The organism is Brevibacterium sp. LAARM2_SD2 (genome assembly GCF_057364785.1).
In genome coordinates this window covers 68,325-83,405 of the sequence record NZ_JBNFOM010000012.1, presented here as the reverse complement: position 1 = coordinate 83,405, position 15,081 = coordinate 68,325, and the positions used below count along the sequence as shown (strand labels likewise).

Annotated in this window: 15 protein-coding genes and 1 pseudogene; 14 read left to right on the top strand and 2 right to left on the bottom strand. The window is 69.7% G+C overall.

Annotation, left to right across the window (positions count from 1 at the left end):
* The 3 genes and pseudogenes from AC2W7K_RS09610 (at window position 1) to dapF (ending at window position 2,567) form a co-directional block, all read left to right on the top strand.
* A complete protein-coding gene (locus tag AC2W7K_RS09610; protein WP_344251741.1) occupies window positions 1-654 on the top strand; it encodes a hypothetical protein in 654 nt (217 codons plus the stop codon).
* A gap of 1 nt (window position 655) precedes the next feature.
* Window positions 656-1,594, top strand: coding sequence for a tRNA (adenosine(37)-N6)-dimethylallyltransferase MiaA (gene miaA, locus AC2W7K_RS09605; RefSeq protein WP_344251742.1), 939 nt, complete (start codon window positions 656-658; stop codon window positions 1,592-1,594).
* A pseudogene (gene dapF / locus AC2W7K_RS09600) lies at window positions 1,591-2,567 on the top strand (diaminopimelate epimerase). Before miaA ends, dapF begins: the two are co-directional and overlap by 4 nt.
* A 48-nt stretch (window positions 2,568-2,615) precedes the next feature.
* Here dapF and AC2W7K_RS09595 read toward each other — a convergent pair.
* Window positions 2,616-3,230, bottom strand: coding sequence for a class I SAM-dependent methyltransferase (locus AC2W7K_RS09595; RefSeq protein WP_344251745.1), 615 nt, complete (start codon window positions 3,228-3,230; stop codon window positions 2,616-2,618).
* Window positions 3,231-3,322: 92 nt separating this feature from the next.
* Here AC2W7K_RS09595 and hflX point away from each other — a divergent pair, with 92 nt between their 5' ends.
* From hflX to AC2W7K_RS09580, 3 genes are read left to right on the top strand one after another with little or no spacing between them, the layout of a single operon-like run.
* Window positions 3,323-4,798: a GTPase HflX gene (gene hflX / locus AC2W7K_RS09590; protein WP_486006077.1), complete on the top strand. Its 1,476-nt coding sequence runs from the start codon at window positions 3,323-3,325 to the stop codon at window positions 4,796-4,798.
* Window positions 4,795-6,780, top strand: a complete 1,986-nt coding sequence (locus AC2W7K_RS09585) for an ATP-dependent DNA helicase (RefSeq protein ID WP_486006076.1) — start codon at window positions 4,795-4,797, stop codon at window positions 6,778-6,780. Before hflX ends, AC2W7K_RS09585 begins: the two co-directional genes overlap by 4 nt.
* A gap of 32 nt (window positions 6,781-6,812) precedes the next feature.
* Window positions 6,813-7,067, top strand: a complete 255-nt coding sequence (locus tag AC2W7K_RS09580; RefSeq protein ID WP_486006075.1) for a hypothetical protein — start codon at window positions 6,813-6,815, stop codon at window positions 7,065-7,067.
* 520 nt (window positions 7,068-7,587) lie between these two features.
* Here the strand turns inward: AC2W7K_RS09580 and lexA are convergent.
* The gene (gene lexA / locus AC2W7K_RS09575) at window positions 7,588-8,343 is read right to left on the bottom strand and encodes a transcriptional repressor LexA (RefSeq protein WP_211979064.1); all 756 of its coding nucleotides are present in this window, start codon (window positions 8,341-8,343) and stop codon (window positions 7,588-7,590) included.
* Between the two features lie 243 nt (window positions 8,344-8,586).
* Here lexA and AC2W7K_RS09570 point away from each other — a divergent pair, with 243 nt between their 5' ends.
* The 8 genes from AC2W7K_RS09570 to AC2W7K_RS09535 all read left to right on the top strand — a co-directional run bounded on the left by AC2W7K_RS09570 (window position 8,587) and on the right by AC2W7K_RS09535 (window position 15,035).
* Complete coding sequence (locus AC2W7K_RS09570; protein ID WP_249121048.1) at window positions 8,587-8,898, top strand: LysM peptidoglycan-binding domain-containing protein; 312 nt, start codon at window positions 8,587-8,589, stop codon at window positions 8,896-8,898.
* A gap of 9 nt (window positions 8,899-8,907) precedes the next feature.
* Window positions 8,908-10,041, top strand: coding sequence for a histidinol-phosphate transaminase (locus AC2W7K_RS09565; RefSeq protein ID WP_486006074.1), 1,134 nt, complete (start codon window positions 8,908-8,910; stop codon window positions 10,039-10,041).
* Between the two features lie 150 nt (window positions 10,042-10,191).
* Window positions 10,192-10,788, top strand: coding sequence for an imidazoleglycerol-phosphate dehydratase HisB (hisB, locus tag AC2W7K_RS09560; protein WP_211979067.1), 597 nt, complete (start codon window positions 10,192-10,194; stop codon window positions 10,786-10,788).
* Entirely contained in the window at window positions 10,785-11,384 is a 600-nt protein-coding gene (locus AC2W7K_RS09555; protein ID WP_486006073.1) for a hypothetical protein, read from the top strand. Before hisB ends, AC2W7K_RS09555 begins: the two co-directional genes overlap by 4 nt.
* Window positions 11,384-12,076 carry an imidazole glycerol phosphate synthase subunit HisH gene (gene hisH / locus AC2W7K_RS09550; RefSeq protein ID WP_486006072.1) on the top strand — a complete coding sequence of 231 codons (693 nt, stop codon included), beginning with the start codon at window positions 11,384-11,386 and terminating at the stop codon, window positions 12,074-12,076. The genes AC2W7K_RS09555 and hisH overlap by 1 nt, the downstream gene beginning before the upstream one ends.
* 93 nt (window positions 12,077-12,169) lie before the next feature.
* The gene (priA, locus tag AC2W7K_RS09545) at window positions 12,170-12,898 is read left to right on the top strand and encodes a bifunctional 1-(5-phosphoribosyl)-5-((5-phosphoribosylamino)methylideneamino)imidazole-4-carboxamide isomerase/phosphoribosylanthranilate isomerase PriA (RefSeq protein WP_211979070.1); all 729 of its coding nucleotides are present in this window, start codon (window positions 12,170-12,172) and stop codon (window positions 12,896-12,898) included.
* A 4-nt stretch (window positions 12,899-12,902) separates the two neighbouring features.
* Window positions 12,903-13,649: an SseB family protein gene (locus AC2W7K_RS09540; protein ID WP_486006071.1), complete on the top strand. Its 747-nt coding sequence runs from the start codon at window positions 12,903-12,905 to the stop codon at window positions 13,647-13,649.
* Window positions 13,650-13,790: 141 nt separating this feature from the next.
* Window positions 13,791-15,035 carry a M20 family metallopeptidase gene (locus AC2W7K_RS09535; protein ID WP_486006070.1) on the top strand — a complete coding sequence of 415 codons (1,245 nt, stop codon included), beginning with the start codon at window positions 13,791-13,793 and terminating at the stop codon, window positions 15,033-15,035.
* The last annotated feature ends 46 nt before the right edge of the window (window positions 15,036-15,081 follow it).

Here is a 15,081-nt window from a genome sequence, read left to right as displayed (position 1 = left end):
ATGCGACGCCTCGCGCTCATCCCGGCCACCCCCGTGCTGCTGTCGCACATCGACCGCACCGAACCCCGACGCTCCACTGCCGCCCGCGCAGCGATCCTCGACATCCTGGCGACCGCCTCGGCGTGGGCCCTGCCGGTCGATACCCTGCCCGTCCTCCTCGGACTCGGCGGCTTCGGCATCGACCGCGGCATCGACACCCGCACCGGAGACCTCCTCGAGGCAGACGCCTGGGTCGACGCCGTCACCGCCCTGGGCGAGGACGAGCGCGACGCCTGCCGCACCGCGCATCCCGGCCTGGCCATCGCCGCACTCCACGCGCACGAGGTCGGCGTGACCATCGGAGCGGCCGGCACGAGCGAGGACGTGCTCGCGCCCATCGACCTCTCCGGTGCCGCCTCGGCGGATGCCCCACTCGCCCCCGTGCCCAGGGCGAGCGACTTCGACGCCGACGTCGCCGCCGCGATCGCACGCTGGGACACCCCGGCCCTGCGCACCGCCGTGAGCGGCGCCCGCGCCGTCCACGCCGACCTCGACCTCCTCGGCGCCGCCCTCGAGCACCACGAGGCCGGCACCCCGGGGACCCGCGAGGTGATGATCGTCCACGACTCGACCGTCCACGACGTGCGCACCCTGTGCGCCGTGGCCGAAGGCTGAGATGACCGCCCCGGCACCGATCATCTCGATCGTCGGCGCGACCGCGACGGGCAAGTCCGACCTCGCCCTCGACCTCGCCGAACGCCTCGACGGGGAGATCATCAACTCCGATTCCATGCAGTTCTACCGGGGCATGGACATCGGCACCGCGAAGCTGCCGGTGACCGAGCGCCGCGGGGTGCCCCATCACCTCATCGACATCCTCGACGTCACCGAGGAGGCCACGGTCCAGGCCTTCCAGACCGCGGCCCGGGAGGCGATCGCCGACATCCGGACGCGCGGGCGGCGCCCGATCCTCGTCGGCGGCTCGGGCCTCTACGCCCGCGCCGCGACCGACCACATGGAGTTCCCGGGCACCGACCCTGCGGTGCGCGCCCGCCTTGAGGCCGAGGTCGCCGCCGACCGGTGGGCCGCCCACCACCGACTCGCCGACCTCGATCCGGTCGCCGCAGAGAAGATCGGCACCGGAGACGCACGCCGCATCGTCCGCGCCCTCGAGGTCATCGAACTCACCGGCCGGCCCTTCAGCGCTTCCCTGCCCGACTACACGGAGATCGAACCGACGATCCACCTCGGCCTCGGCGTCGATCGGGCGACCCTGCACACACGCATCGCCACCCGCGTCGCCCGGATGTGGGAGGCCGGCTGGGTCGACGAGGTCCGCACCCTGCTCGGCCAGGGGCTCGCCCGCGGTCGCACGGCCTCCCGGGCGATCGGGTACGCGCAGATCCAGGAGCATCTCGCGGGCACGATGAGCGCGGCCGCGGCCCAGGAGTCGACGACCGTGCGCACCCGCCAGTTCGCCCGCCGTCAGGACACGTGGTTCCGCCGCGACCCGCGCATCACCTGGATCGACATGAGCGAGGCAGGGGCAGCGGCACCGGAGTCCCCGGGGTCACCGCTGAGCCGGGCACTGGAGATCGTTAGGATGGAGGCATGACCTCACCGTTCGCCGCACTCTCCGGCACCCGCTTCCACAAGGGGCATGGCACCGAGAACGACTTCGTCCTCCTCGACGACGACAACGGTGACCTCACGCTCCACCCCGAGACCGTCGCGCTGCTCGCCGACCGGCAGACCGGGCTCGGCGGCGACGGCGTCATCCGCATCGTCCGCTCCGCCGACAGCGGCATCCCCGGCGCCGCCGACCAGGCCGCCGCCGGTGCCGAATGGTTCATGGACTACTACAACCACGACGGCAGCCTCTCGGAGATGTGCGGCAACGGCGTCCGCGTCTTCGCCCACGCCCTCGTCACCACCGGGCGCGTCCCCGCTGACGCCCCGGAGATCAAGGTCGCCACCCGCGACGGCATCAAGACCGTCCGCACCACCCTCAACCCCGCCCTCGGTGAGACCGACCCCGCGACCGAGGCCTGACCGCGCGGATCCCCGGTTCGCCCGAGGACGCGTGGTACACCGTCGACATGGGCGCGTGGTCACTCGACGACCGCGCCGAGGTGCTCGTGACGACCGACGGCATCGACGTTGCCCGTCCGGGACTGTCCGTCGAGACGGGCAATCCGCACACCGTCGTGGCACTCGCCGAGGCGGCCGAGCTCGCCGCCGCCGACCTCCGCGACTACCCCGTCCTCGACCCGGTGCCGCCGCACGGGTCGAACGTCGAGTACATCGTCATGGAACCGGCCCGCAGCGACGTCGCCGGCGGGGAGGGCGCCCTGCGGATGCGCGTGTCCGAACGCGGCGTCGGGGAGACCCGATCGTGCGGGACCGGTGCGTGCGCGGCCGCGATCGCCGCCCATCACTGGGCCGGTGCGGCCTCGCCCCTGCAGTGGCGCGTCGACGTTCCCGGCGGTCGCCTGCGCATCGGCATCACCCCTGATCAGACCGGGACGGCCGGAACCGTCACGCTGGCCGGTCCCGCGGTCCTCGTCGCAAGCGGCACCCTCGACTGAGATTCGCGGACGCTCGACGCCGGAAGGCACACCGTGTCCGCACTCGCATCAGTCCCGGTGGATCGTGAGGATCCGGAACCCTTTCGCCGAGGCGGTGCGCTCAGCGGTGAACCCCTCACCGAGCATCGTGGAGATCCAGCCGAGAAGGGAGTCGGCGCCGAGGTTCTTCGACACGACGAGGTCCGCGCGCCCACCGGGGGCAAGACGGGGCAGCCACGTCTCCAGCAGCTCATGGAGGGCCTCCTTGCCGATCCGGATGGGCGGATTCGACCGGATCGTCGAGAACTCGAGGTCCGCGGGGATCTCGTCTGCGGTGACGGGACGGATCGTCTCGAGTCCGAGGCGGGCGGCATTGCCCGCCGTCGATTCGAGTGACCGGGAGTTGACGTCGAGGGCCCAGATGCGGACGTCCACCTCGGCGTCGGCAGCCTGGAACGCGGAATGGAGCGCGATCGGACCCCACCCGGCCCCGAGATCGAGAAGATCCCCGGGGGCGGGCGCGGGAAGGTGCTTGAGGAGCACAGCGGTGCCGGGGTCGAGTCGAGTGGGGGAGAAGGTCCCGCTCATCGTCTCTACGGTCACGGTGCGACCGGCGAGGTCGAGGGTGATCTCCCGGCGCTTCGCGTCGCTCGTCGGGCTCTGCGTGAAATAGTGCTCTGCCACGGTTGCAGTCTAGTCGGCTGTGGGAGAATAGAACGACGTCGGAATGCGTTGCACAGAATGCAGACGACAACGACACACGAACAAAGGAATGAATGACGTCCACCGACAAAGAGCGTCGAGATGCCATGCTCGACCGCGTCCTCGCCAGAGGTGCTCAGGCGCTCAGCCCGCAGGGAACCCCCGCTGACGAGGACTCCCAGTTCGATCTCGCCGAGCGTGCCGCCCTGCGGCGCGTCGCCGGACTCTCCACCGAACTCGAAGATGTCACCGAGGTCGAATACCGCCAGATCCGGCTCGAGCGCGTCGTGCTCGCCGGACTGTGGAACACCACGCTCGACGAGGCGGAGAACTCGATCCGCGAACTCGCCGCGCTCGCCGAGACCGCCGGCTCCGAGGTCCTCGATGCGATCGTCCAGCGCCGGGAGAAGCCGGACCCGGGCACGTACCTCGGCAAGGGCAAGGCCGCCGAGCTCAAGGAGATCGTCGAAGCCGTCGGCGCCGACACCGTGATCATCGACTCCGAACTCGCCCCCAGCCAGCGGCGCGGGCTCGAGGACGTCATCAAGGTCAAGGTCGTCGACCGCGTCGCGCTCATCCTCGACATCTTCGCCCAGCACGCGAAGTCCCGCGAGGGCAAGGCCCAGGTCGAGCTCGCGCAGCTCGAATACCTCCTGCCGCGTCTGCGCGGCTGGGGTGAGTCGATGTCCCGTCAGGCCGGCGGCCGGGTCGCCGGCGGTGCCGGCATCGGTTCGCGCGGTCCCGGTGAGACGAAGATGGAGCTCGACCGCCGTCGCATCCGCACGCGGATGGCGAAGCTGCGCCGGGAGATCGCCGCTATGGCTCCGGCCCGGGACACGAAGCGGAAGAACCGCAACCGCAACCACATCCCGTCGGTGGCGATCGTCGGGTACACGAACGCGGGCAAGTCCTCCCTGCTCAACCGGCTCACCGACGCCGAGGTGATGGTTCAGAACGCCCTGTTCGCGACCCTCGACCCGACCGTCCGGCAGTCGCGGACGGCTGAGGGCATCACGTTCACGTACACCGACACCGTCGGCTTCGTGAGGAACCTGCCCCACCAGCTCGTCGAGGCGTTCCGGTCGACACTCGAGGAGGCGGCCGACTCCGATCTGCTCCTCCACGTCGTCGACGCCTCGCATCCGGATCCGCACGGGCAGATCCACGCCGTGCGCGAGGTCCTCGGCGACGTCGAGACCGGTGACATCCCCGAACTCCTCGTCTTCAACAAGGTCGACCTCGCCGACGAGAACGTCGTCACCGCGTTGCGCGCCGAATACCCCGGAGCACGGTTCGTCTCCGCGGCGACGGGGGAGGGGATCGCCGAACTCGTCGAGACGATCGAGGAGAGGCTGCCCTCGCCGAACATCGAGATCACCGTCCTCATCCCGTATGAGCGCGGCGACCTCGTGTCGAAGATCTACGCGCTCGGCACCGTCGAGCACGAGGAGCACGGCGCCGGCGGCACGGGCATGCAGGCGAAGGTCCCGGCCGAACTCGCCGCCGAACTCGAGGAGTTCCGCAGGCCCGACCTGGTCATCGGCGAGTGAGCACGGTCTCCGATCTGCTCCAGACCGCGGTCGGGGCGATCGGCGGAGCGCCCCGTGAGGGGCAGACCGAGATGGCCGAGGCGGTCACCTCGTCGCTCGACAAGAACATCCACCTCCTCGTCCAGGCGGGCACGGGCACCGGCAAATCGCTGGCCTACCTCGTGCCCGCCGCCGAGTTCGCGAGCCGCACCGGCGGGACGGTCGTCGTCTCGACGGCGACGCTGGCACTGCAGACGCAGATCATCCACCGGGACCTGCCGCGCCTGTTCAAGGCGCTGAAGAAGACGCTCGACCCGCTGCCGAAGGCCGCGCTGCTCAAGGGGCGGCGCAACTATGTGTGCAAGCACAAACTCGAGGGCGGCTATCCCGACGAGGACGAGGGGATGCTCTTCGACCTCGGCGCCGATGCCGCCGCCGGTCGCAGGCCAACTGACCGGTCCGGCCTCGGCGAGGAGATCCAGCGGATCCGGACGTGGGAGAAGACGACGGACACCGGCGACCGGGACGATCTGCTGCCAGGTGTCAGTGACAAGGCGTGGGCGCAGGTGTCGGTCAACGCGTTCGACTGCCTCGGGTCGAACTGTCCGCTCTTCACCGAGTGCTACGCCGAACAGGCGCGGACCGCGGCCTCGGAGGCCGACATCATCGTGACGAACCACGCGCTGCTCGCGATCGACGCGTTCGGGGAGAACTCCGTCCTGCCCGATCACGACGTCATCATCATCGACGAGGCCCACGAACTCAAGGACCGCGTGACGAACGCCCTGTCCGGCCAGATCAACACGGGCATGCTGTCGGCAGCCACCTCGGCGGTGCGGAAGAACACGACGGTCGAGGACGGGGTCGTCGCGATGCTCGACACCGCCTCGGCGGCCTTCGAACGCGCCACCGCCGGTGTCCAGGAGGGGCTCATGCTCTCCGTCGCCGAGCCGTTGGCACTCGCCCTCACGCAGATCCGCGACTCCGCCCGGCAGATCATCAACGACATCGGCGGACGCGGGGAGGAGGCCGATGCGGGCCGGCAGATGGCCAAGGCCCGGTGCCAGGAGATCTTCGAACTCGCCGAGCGCTTCTGCGATCCCGGCAAGAACGACGTCGTGTGGCTGAGCCGCAGCACCTTCCGCGAACGCGAGACGACGAACCTCGTCGTCGCCCCGCTGAGCGTGGCCGGGACCATGCGCAACGGGATCTTCGAGGACTCCACCGTCGTCGCGACCTCGGCGACGCTCGCCCTCGGTGGGAACTTCGACGCCGTAGCCGCCTCGCTCGGTCTCTTCGGACCGGATGCGCCGAGGTGGGACGGCCTCGACGTCGGCTCACCGTTCGACTACGGCCGGCAGGGGATCATCTACGTCGCCTCTCATCTGCCCAAACCCGGTCGCAGCGGGCTGAGCGAAGAGGCGCTGGCCGAACTCGAAGCGCTCGTCACCGCGTCCCGTGGCGGGGCGCTCGGACTCTTCTCCTCGAAGGCGGCAGCGAATGCCGCCGCCGAGCATCTGCGAGCCAAGGTCGATGTTCCGATCCTCCTCCAGGGCGAGGACGGTCTGCCGTCGCTCGTCTCCCGGTTCGCCGCCGACGATGAGGCGTGTCTGTTCGGGACGATGTCGCTGTGGCAGGGCGTCGACGTGCCGGGGAGGACGAACCGGCTCGTCATCATCGACCGGATCCCCTTCCCGCGCCCGGACGATCCGCTCATGCAGGCGCGGGCCCGCGACGCCGACAAGCGCGGTGTCAACGGGTTCATGGCGGTGAGCGCGACGCATGCCGCACTGCGCCTGGCCCAGGGTGCCGGGCGCCTCATCCGCTCGACGGCCGACAAGGGAGTGGTCGCAGTGCTCGACTCGCGGCTGCGCTCGGCTCGGTACGCCGGATACCTCGTCAACTCGATGCCGCAGATGTGGCCGACGACGGACGCGCAGCTCGTCCGCACGGCCCTCGGTCGCCTCGCTGACGCGAAGGACGACGGCGCAGCCAAGGGATGAGGTCCTCGGGGCCGGGTGGTACAGTTCGCGCCATGGCGCGCAAACGGAAGAAGAAGCCCCAGCGGAAACACTGGCTGGCGAGTCTCCTCACGGGTCTCGCCCTTTTCGCCGCCGGGGGAATCGGACTGCTCATGGGTGCCACCTATCTCAACGTCTGGCCCGTTGCGGCCTTCGTTCTCGGCGGTGCTGCCATGGTGCTCACCCTGGTCATTCTGCTCGGAATGGGCGACTCGACGCAGGGCTATCCGACCGCCGACTCCCTGACCGATGTGCAGAACAGCCCCTGAACGATCCCAGTATCTGATTCAGCTGCGCCGCAGATCCGTCGCGCGGTTTCGCACGCACAACCCTCAGCGGCAATCACCCCGCGCAGCTTCGCACGCCCTACGCGGAGCCGCTGATCCACCGCGTGCACGGGTTGTCCGTGCAGCTGTGTGGGCGGGATTCGAAATCTAAGCCCGCCGAGGCGGTCGAAGGGCACCCGGAGCGCGAAGACCACCGCGGCGCCGCTGATACACCGCGGAGCTTCGTAGGCCCTACGCGGAGCCGCTGATCCACCGCGTGCACGGGTTGTCTGTGCGGTTGCGTGTGCGGGATTCGAAATCTGACCCCGCCGAGGCGGTCGTGCCCTGCCGCCGAGGTGGTCGTCCGCGCCCGGGGACCCTGCGGAACGCACGAATGCCCCCGACCGTGACCGGTCGAGGGCACTCGTCGCCGGGCGCTGGCAGTGCTCGAGCAGGCGAACTGTGCAGGCAGTGCCCGCGATATGCGCAGTCGCTCCGCGCAGGCCGTGCCCGGTAGCAGCTCTCAGAGGCGGCGGATGACGGCGACGACGAGACCCATGATCTGCGCGTACGTGCCGTCGATGGGGTCGTAGTCCTTGTTCTGCGGGAGCAGCCACTGACGTCCGGCCTTGCGCTTGAGCGTCTTCACCGTCGCCTCGCCGTCGAGGAGGGCGGCGACGATCTGTCCGTTGTCGGCGGTGTGCTGCTTGCGCACGACCACCCAGTCGTCGTGACAGATGGCCGCCTCGATCATCGAATCGCCGACGACCTTGAGGAGGAACATCTCTCCGGAGCCGACGACCTGCGTCGGCAGGGAGAAGACGTCGTCGACCTCCTGCTCGGCGAGGATCGGACCACCGGCGGCGATGCGGCCGACGACGGGGACCTGGACGGTGTTGTTCGCAAGCTCCTCGTACTTCGCGCGCTCCGCCTCCTCCTCTTCGAAGGGATTGACGACCTCGATCGCCCGAGGGCGCTTGGGGTCGCGACGGACATAGCCGAGCCGCTCGAGCTGCGAGAGCTGATGCGCCACGCTCGAGAGCGATGCGAGCCCCGCGGCCTCGCCGATCTCGCGCATGCTCGGCGGGTAGCCGTTGGTGACGACGGCGCGTTCGATCGTCTCGAGGACGAGCCGCTGCCGGGGGGAGAGTCGGAAGTCGCCGGCTCCGGTCGGCCCGTCGGGGATCTCGACCTCGTCCTCTTCGCTGCGCGCAGCCGCGATCTCGCTGGCCACATCCTCGTTGCGCGGCCTGCCTCTGCCTCGTTTGTTCTGCACCATTGCCTCTTCCCCTTCGTTCTAATCCCACCGGTCGAAGCGCTTCGAGAGATCTCGTGTCAGTGCCGCCTGGGATGGTTGTTCGAGATCGATCAACAACGCTGGTTCTCGCTCATTGTCTCATAAATGTTCGAGATGGACTGGACATTTGTTCGATTGGCATGTTGAATAGAACAGACGTTCTACCCATTGCGGATGGAATCGTACGAAGAAAGAGGTAAAGCGATGTCTGAGAAGAATCACGAAATGCGTCTGACCGTCCGCGGCCGCCGCGCCGTGCGCCTGCTCCGCACCGCCCTGTGCGCTCTCGCCATCATCGGCGGAACGCTCTTCATCTCCACCCAGACGTTCACCGCCGAGGCGGTCGCTGAGGGAGAGGTCGTCGGAGTCGCCGCTGACGCCGTCGTCGTCGGCGAGGGCGAGTCGCTGTGGACCGTGGCCTCGAACCTCGGTCTCGACCGCGACACCCGTGAGGTCGTCGCCGACATCGTCGAGCTCAACCACCTTGACAGCCCTGTCGTCCACCCGGGCCAGAGCCTCGACGTTCCCCAGCGCTAAAATCGGTGTGTGGGAAACATCGACTCTCTGCCGGTCCGCTCCGACCTCGTCGGTCAGCAGCCCTACGGCGCTCCGCACCTCAACGTTCCGGTGCAGCTCAACGTCAACGAGAACGCCTATCCGATCCCCGAGGTCGTCACCGAGGCGATGCGCCGGGCCGTCGACGGCCACCTCGCCGGACTCAACCGCTACCCCGACCGGGAGTTCACGGCGCTGCGTGAGCACCTCGTCACCTACCTCGACGGCGTCAACGAACGGGCGGGCGGCTCGTTCGACCTCGTCCCGGAGATGATCTGGGCGGCCAACGGCTCGAATGAGGTCCTCTCCCACATCGTCCAGGCCTTCGGCGGCCCCGGACGCACCGCTCTCGGCTTCACCCCGAGCTACTCGATGCACCCGCTCATCACGACCGGCACCGGCGCGAGCTGGGTGGCGGGCTCCCGTGACGAGGAGTTCGAACTCGACGCCGCATCCGTCGCCGCCGAGGTGGCCCGCGTCGATCCCGACATCGTCTTCCTCTGCACCCCGAACAATCCGACCGGCACCTCGATCGGCCTCGACGTCATCGCCGCCGCATACGAGAACTGCCGGGGAATCGTCATCGTCGACGAGGCGTACGCCGAGTTCTCCCGTCCCGCCCTGCCCTCGGCGATGACCCTGCTCGAGGGCCGACCGCGCCTCGTCGTCTCCCGGACGATGAGCAAGGCCTTCGCCTGCGCGGGACTGCGGCTCGGCTACGCGATCGCCGCCCCCGAACTCATCGACGCCCTCCGCCTCGTGCGGCTGCCCTACCACCTCTCCGACATCACCCAGGTGCTCGCGTGCACGGCGCTCGAGCACGCCGATCTGCTCCTCGGCAACGTCGATCGGCTCATCGACTCGCGCACGGCCATCGCCGAGCGCCTCGCCGCCCTCGGCTTCACCGTCTACCCGAGCGATTCGAACTTCGTCCTCTTCGGCAACATCGCCTCACCGGCCGACCTGTGGCAGCAGCTCCTCGACCGCGGAATCCTCATCCGCGACATCGGCATTCCCCACCACGCCCGGGTCAACGCCGGCACCGAAGCGGAGACGACCGCGTTCCTCGCCGCCCTCGACGACATCGTCGCGACCGCACCGGACACGCTGCTCAGCCATCGCTGACGCCCATCGGAGACCGCCACCACCGCCTCGGCGACGAGACCGCCGGTGTTCAGCAGCGAGACCGCTGTGCACGATGCGGACAGGGACTGAGACAATGGACAGCGGCGCACCCATGCGCCGCGTGATGACCAGAGCGAAGAAAGGCTCACTATGAGGAAGGCCCAACGCGACCGATCGACATCCGAGTCGACCGTGTCCGTCGCCCTCGATCTCGACGGTACCGGCAGAGCAGACATCTCGACGACGGTGCCGTTCTTCGACCATATGCTCACCGCACTGGCGAAGCACTCGCTCATCGACATGGACATCAGCGCCTCCGGCGACACCGACATCGACGTCCACCACACCGTCGAGGACACCGCGATCGTCATCGGGCAGACCATCGCCGAGGCGCTCGGCGACAAGGCCGGCATCCGCCGCTACGGTGCCGCCTTCGTCCCGCTCGACGAATCGCTGGCCCGCTGCGTCATCGACATCTCCGGCCGCCCCTACTTCGTCCACCAGGGCGAACCCGAGGGTCAGCAGTACCACCTCATCGGCGGGCACTTCACGGGCTCGATGACCTCCCACGCGCTCGAGTCGATCGCGTTCCACGCCGGACTCACCGTCCACCTCGACCTGCTGCGCGGTCGCGACCCGCACCACATCGTCGAAGCCCAGTTCAAGGCTTTCGCCCGCGCATTGCGCGAGGCCGTCGAACCCGACGGCCGCACCACCGCTGTCCCGAGCACCAAGGGAGTCCTGTGAGCACCACCGTCGTCGTCACCCCGTTCGGCGTCCCCGACCAGCTCGCCGCCGCATGCGTGCTCTCGAACATCTCCGGCACCATCGTGCCCATCGGCGACTTCACCGGCATCGTGCTCTCCGACACCGGTGTCGAAGCCGGCAACGAGGCGGCCGCTGCGATCTCGAAGCTCGCCGGGAAACACGAGGTCCTCCTCCTCGTCCGCAGCGACGAGCAGATCGACGCCGGCCACTTCCGGCACGGGGCACGCGAATCCGATGTCCCGGCCGGACTCGCCCTGCGCAACCTCCCCGACGTCACCGAGCAGATCCTCCTCGAAACCGTCGCGCCTGAGGAGGTCGAGGGCAACATCCCGACCTCGTCGATGTCGAAGCTCCAGGCGAGCGCGGCGACGATGACGCCGGGACGGGCCGCGCTCGCACGCACCGCGCTCATGTGGATCGTCGTCGCCGTCCTCGCCGGTCTCGTCCTCGCCTTCGGCGTCACCGTCGGCCTCGGCGGCAACGCCGTCGCCTGGATCGTCGCCGTCGTCGGGGCGATCGTCTTCGGGTTCTCGCTGTGGCGGATCTCCCGCGTCCTCTCAGGAGGGCAGCGCTGATGACGACGATCGCCGTGCTCGACTACGGCGCCGGCAACGTCCGCTCCGCCGTGCGCGCCGCCGAGGCGGCCGGAGCCGACGTCACCCTCACCGCCGACCACGCGGTCATCGACGCAGCCGACGGCCTGCTCGTGCCCGGGGTCGGCGCGTACTCCGCCGTGATGCGCGGGCTCGAATCCGTCGGCGCCGTTGATCTCATCCGCGACCGGCACGCCGCCGGTCGTCCCCTCCTCGGCATCTGCGTCGGCCTCCAGGTCTTCTTCTCCCGCGGACGCGAACACGGGGAGGAGACCGAGGGCATCGGCCTGTGGCCCGGTGAGGTCACCGCGCTCGACGCGCCGGTCGTGCCCCACATGGGGTGGACAGGCGTGGCTGCGGCCCCCGGTTCGCAGATGTTCTCCGGCATCGAGGACGAGAAGTTCTACTTCGTCCACTCCTATGCCGCCACCGAGCACCCGCCCGGGACGCTGGTGACGACAGCGACCCACGGCGGGGACTTCGTCGCCGCCGTCGAGGACGGGACGACGTGGGCCGCCCAGTTCCATCCGGAGAAGTCAGCGACCGCAGGTGCCGGACTCCTGCGCAACTGGATCGCGACGTTCTCTGAAACGCCGAGGGACCCCGAGTCGCCCGACAATCCCGAGTCGCCCGACAGCCCCGGTTCGCCCGGAGCATCCGCGCCGAACGACTGACCCGCACGCCCCGGGACCGGCCCGGTCCCGGAATCACTGACTCAGCGTCGCATCCACCACCGCACCACCGACTGCGACCCAGGAAAGGCCACCATGACTGACAAGCTCGTTCTCCTCCCCGCCGTCGACGTCGCCGACGGCAAAGCCGTCCGCCTCGTCCAGGGCGAAGCGGGCACGGAAACCGACTACGGTTCACCGATCGACGCCGCCCACGACTTCGAGGAGCGCGGCGCCGAGTGGATCCACCTCGTCGACCTCGACGCGGCCTTCGGTCGGGGATCGAACTCCGACCTCCTCAACCAGGTCGTCAAGGCCGTGGGCATCAAGGTCGAACTCTCCGGCGGCATCCGCGACACCGAAAGCCTCGAACGGGCGCTTGACACCGGGGCCGAACGCGTCAACATCGGCACCGCGGCCCTCGAGAACCCCGAGTGGACGGCCGAGATGATCTCCCGCTTCGGCGATCAGGTCGCCATCGGCCTCGACGTCCGCGGTCAGACGCTCGCTGCCCGCGGATGGACGAAGGACGGCGGGGACCTCTTCGAGGTGCTCACCGGCCTCGAGGAAGCCGGCTGCGCCCGCTACGTCGTCACCGACGTCCGCAAGGACGGCACCCTCCAGGGACCCAACCTCGACCTCCTCGAATCGATGTCGACGCGCACCGACAAGCCGATCACCGCCTCCGGCGGCGTCTCGAGCCTCGATGACCTCCGCAGCCTCCGCAGCCTCGTCCCCGCCGGCGTCGACTCCGCGATCGTCGGCAAGGCCCTCTACGCCGGGCAGTTCACGCTCGAAGAGGCCCTCGACGTCGCAGGACGCTGAGACCGTGTCGACCGATTCGGCCGGCCAGCCGTGGGAGGGCCGCAGCCTCGCCCCGAACCCGTTCTCCGGGGACACCGGTGAGGCCGACGCGGCCCTGCTCACGGCCCTCGAGACCGCGGCCGGGGCACCGCTCGACCCCGAGGCCCACCGCGGCGTCGTCACGGCCCTGTCCGGCACCCGCCTCTACGCGCCGATCGTGCCCCTGGCCGTCGACCACGGCGTCGGGGAGAACGGGCTCATGGTCGACAACTCCTCGGAGATGGCGATGGTCCGCCTCCAGGCCGCCGACGGTCGCGAATGCACGCCCGGGTTCTCCGCGATCCCCCCGCTGACGTCCTGGCACCCCGAGGCCCGGCCCGTGCCGATCGAAGCCGAGCGCCTCGTCCTCGGCGCCGTCGAAGCCGAATCCCAGCTCGTCGTCCTCGACCCCGGCACCGCACGGTCGTTCCTGTTGCGGCGTCCCGCGCTGTTCGCATTCGCGCAGGGCCGGCCGTGGACGCCGTCGTGGGCCGACGCCGAGGTGGGGCAGGCGATCGCGACGATCGCCGAGGCCTTCCCGTGGCTGGCAACGATCAGTCTCAGTCCCGGCAGCGCCCGCGTCCACGTCGAAGGACCGGAACTCGGCATCCGCCTCGGCGTCCGCGGTGACGTCGACGAAAGCGAACTCGACCGGTTCCAGCACGCGCTGGCCGTCGATGCGCTCATCATCGACCGCGTCGACTCCCTCGCCCTCCAGCTCACCGCGGCCTAGCGCCGGGCTGTGAGCGCTGGGTCTCCTATGCTTGAGTGACATGAGCCCCCTGCGCGATCTCAGCCGCCCCGCCGTTCCCGACGAGTCCTACCTCGACCACATCTCCGCCGAGACGCAGGCCCGCGCCGGCGCGGCAGGGGAGTGGACCGACACCTTCACCGGCGCCCCGACGACGAGCACCGAAGCGATCGCGGAGGACTCGAGACCGTCGGCGCCGACATCACCGAACTCCTCCACACCATCCACGGCCTCGCCGAGACCGCGTACGAAGAGCACGAATCCGTCGCCGCGATCGCCGCCGTCCTCGCCTCCCGCGGCATCGCCGTCGAGACCGGGCGCTACGGCGTCGACACGACCCTGCGCGCGACGACCGGCACCGGTGAGGGCAGGACGATCGCCATCCTCGCCGAATATGATGCGCTGCCGGAGATCGGCCACGCGTGCGGCCACAACCTCATCGCCGCTGCCGCCGTCGGGGCGTTCCTCGCGCTCGACGACCTCGTGAAGAGGGATCCTGCGGCCGTGCCCGGCACCGTCGTCCTCCTCGGCACTCCCGCCGAGGAGGGGCACTCGGGCAAGGAGGTCATGGCCCGGGCCGGTGCCTTCGACGGCATCGACGCGGCGATCATGGTCCACGGGTACGGCTACGACTGCGCCGACCAGGTATGGCTGGGCCGTCGCCTCCTCGAGGTCACGTATACGGGAGTCGCCGCGCACGCCTCGGCGCAGCCCTTCATGGGACGCAACGCACTCGACGCGGCGACCCTCTTCTATCAGGGCCTCGGCCTGCTCCGGCAGCAGATGCCGCCGATCTCCCGCCTCCACGCCGTCATCGCCGACGGCGGGACGAGGCCCTCGATCATCACGGAATCGGCGACCGTCCAGTGCTACGTCCGCTCGAAGTACCCGGAGACGCTCAAGGAGCTCTCGCAGCGGGTCGAGGAGGCGGCGATGGGGGCGGCTCTGATGACCGGCACCGGGGTCGAGGTGACGTGGGATGAGCACCCGCCGTCGCTGCCGGTGCGCGGCAATGCGGCGCTGACGACGCGCTGGGCCCTCCACGAGGAGGAGCGCGGACGCTCACCGCTGCCGGCGGGCGTCCTCGACGAGTCGATCGCGGCCTCGACGGACTTCGGCAACGTCTCCTACCGGATCCCCGGCATCCATCCGCTCATCAGGACCGCCGACGCCGAGGTGGCCCTGCACACCCGGGAGTTCGCCGCCGCCGCGATCACCCCGGCCGCCGAGGCCGCCGCCCGCGACGCCGCCTACGGGCTGGCGTGCACGGCGCTCGACTACCTCGTCGACGATGATCTCGCCGCCGAGGTCGACGCGGAGTTCACCCGCGCCGGCGGCGCCATCGACGTCGAGCACTACTTCGACTGAACAGGTTCAGCGCAACCGGCCGGCACAACCGGTCGACAAGAGAACC

What these genes read in the sequence shown, in the direction of transcription:
- AC2W7K_RS09610 (WP_344251741.1), top strand. Translation starts at nt 1, where the DNA reads ATGCGACGCCTCGCGCTCATCCCGGCCACCCCCGTGCTGCTGTCGCAC.
- miaA (WP_344251742.1), top strand. Translation starts at nt 656, where the DNA reads ATGACCGCCCCGGCACCGATCATCTCGATCGTCGGCGCGACCGCGACG.
- hflX (WP_486006077.1), top strand. Translation starts at nt 3,323, where the DNA reads ATGACGTCCACCGACAAAGAGCGTCGAGATGCCATGCTCGACCGCGTC.
- AC2W7K_RS09580 (WP_486006075.1), top strand. Translation starts at nt 6,813, where the DNA reads ATGGCGCGCAAACGGAAGAAGAAGCCCCAGCGGAAACACTGGCTGGCG.
- lexA (WP_211979064.1), bottom strand. Translation starts at nt 8,343, where the DNA reads ATGGTGCAGAACAAACGAGGCAGAGGCAGGCCGCGCAACGAGGATGTG.
- AC2W7K_RS09570 (WP_249121048.1), top strand. Translation starts at nt 8,587, where the DNA reads ATGCGTCTGACCGTCCGCGGCCGCCGCGCCGTGCGCCTGCTCCGCACC.
- hisB (WP_211979067.1), top strand. Translation starts at nt 10,192, where the DNA reads ATGAGGAAGGCCCAACGCGACCGATCGACATCCGAGTCGACCGTGTCC.
- hisH (WP_486006072.1), top strand. Translation starts at nt 11,384, where the DNA reads ATGACGACGATCGCCGTGCTCGACTACGGCGCCGGCAACGTCCGCTCC.
- priA (WP_211979070.1), top strand. Translation starts at nt 12,170, where the DNA reads ATGACTGACAAGCTCGTTCTCCTCCCCGCCGTCGACGTCGCCGACGGC.